The organism is Cupriavidus basilensis OR16 (genome assembly GCF_000243095.1).
GTDB lineage: Bacteria > Pseudomonadota > Gammaproteobacteria > Burkholderiales > Burkholderiaceae > Cupriavidus > Cupriavidus basilensis_D.
This window is the reverse complement of the sequence record NZ_AHJE01000324.1, coordinates 1-1,878: the sequence shown is the minus strand read 5'-3', so window position 1 is coordinate 1,878 and position 1,878 is coordinate 1. Positions and strand designations below refer to the sequence as shown.

2 protein-coding genes are annotated in these 1,878 nt (G+C 71.0%); both read left to right on the top strand.

The features are described from left to right. A partial coding sequence (locus tag OR16_RS44345; RefSeq protein ID WP_237717404.1) for a condensation domain-containing protein occupies positions 1-490 on the top strand: 490 nt, incomplete at its 5' end. Beyond that, the coding region (locus OR16_RS38930) for an amino acid adenylation domain-containing protein (RefSeq protein ID WP_237717405.1) at positions 463-1,878 on the top strand (1,416 nt) is incomplete at its 3' end. The genes OR16_RS44345 and OR16_RS38930, both read left to right, overlap by 28 nt.

Sequence of the window (1,878 nt, the reverse complement as noted above, 5' to 3'; positions counted from 1 at the left end):
CAGCGACCTTCTACCCGTTGTCCCCGACTGCAGACGGCATGCTGTTCCACAGCGTCTTTGCCCGGAAGGCAGCGCGTATACGAACCAGTTGCGCGTCGACGTCGACGGCATCGACCCCAGTCGCTTCGTCGCGGCGTGGCAAGCGGTGCTGGCGCGCCACGACAGCCTGCACTGCGGCTTCCTCCATCGGGAGGCGTCGCCACTCCAGTGGGTGGCCCGGGACGTGGCCCTGCCGATGATCGTGGAAGACTGGGCTGGCCGGGACGCAAGCGATATCGACGCTTTCGCGGCCAGCCAGCGTGCCCAGGGATTCGATCTCAGGCAGCCGCCGCTGATGCGTGTGGCGCTGCTGCGCACGGGGCCCGATCGCCATCATCTGGTCTGGACCGTCCATCATCTGCTGCTCGACGGCTGGAGCACCGCGCAGTGCCCGTGGGCGTGCTGGCCGAGCGGTCCGTGGAAATGGTCGTCGCGCTGCTGGCGATCCTGAAGGCTGGCGGCGCCTATGTGCCATTCGATCCCGAGTATCCGACCGACCGCCTGGCCTATATGGTCGAGGACAGCCGCGTGGCGCTGTTGCTGACGCAGCGCCCCGAGGCCCTGCTGGCCGCACCGGCCTCGGTGTCCATGCTGGACCTGACGCAGCCCGCGCTCTACATCGGCGACGCCGCAGGCACGACGCCGAACCCGGAGCGGACGCCACATCCGGCGCATCTGGCCTATGTGATCTACACCTCCGGCTCGACCGGGCGGCCCAAGGGCGTGGGGATTTCCCACGGCGCGCTGGCCCACTATCTCGATGGCGTGCTGGCGCAACTGGCATTGCCGCGCGGGCTGCGCATGGCGATGGTATCGACACCGGCGGCGGACCTCGGGCATACGGTGCTGTTTGGCGCGCTGGCCAGCGGCGCTGCGCTGCATCTGCCCGAACGCCGTTGCGTGTTCGATGCGGCTGCTTTCGCGCGCTATATGGCCGAGCACCGCATCGACGTGCTCAAGATCGTCCCGAGCCATCTGCGCGCGCTGCTGGACGGCGCGGCGGCGGCCGGCACGGCGCCGGCAGACGTGCTGCCGGCCCACACGCTGGTGCTCGGCGGCGAAGCCACCGACTCCGCGCTGCGCGCCCGCATTCATGAAGCGCGTCCCGCCTGCCGGCTGGTCAACCACTACGGGCCCACGGAAACCACGGTCGGCGTCCTCGTGCACGTGGCCGGCACGGCGCCGCAGCCCGGAACCGGCCTGCCGCTGGGGCAGCCGCTGGCCGGCACCGTGGCCCATGTGCTGGACGGCGCGCTGGCGCCATTGCCCGACGGCGTGGCCGGCGAGCTGTATCTGGGCGGACCGGCGCTGGCACGCGGCTACCTTGGCCGCGCCGCGCTGACGGCCGACCGCTTCGTTCCGGACCCGTTCTCGGCGCATGGTGGCCGTTTCTACCGCACAGGGGATCGTGTGCGGCGCCAGGCGGACGGCGTTTTCGAATACCTCGGCCGGATCGACGATCAGGTCAAGATCCGTGGCTTCCGCGTGGAACCCGGCGAAGTGGCGGCGCAACTGGCCGCGCTGCCGGGCGTCCGGCAAGCCGCCGTGGTGGCCGACGCGACGCCAACGGGCATGCAACTGGCCGGCTATGCCGTGCCGGAGGACGGCCGGCGAACCGATCCCGCCGAACTGCGGCGCGCGCTGGCCGCCGTGCTGCCCGGCAATATGGTGCCGGCCACGATCGTTTGGCTCGACGCGCTGCCACTGACCGCCAACGGCAAGCTGGATCGCCGCGCGCTGCCAAAGGCCGACGCCCCCGTTGCCGTTGCCGCAGAACCGCCGCAGGGCGATCTCGAAACGCGGCTGGCCGCGATCTGGCAGGACCTGCTCGGCGTGCCC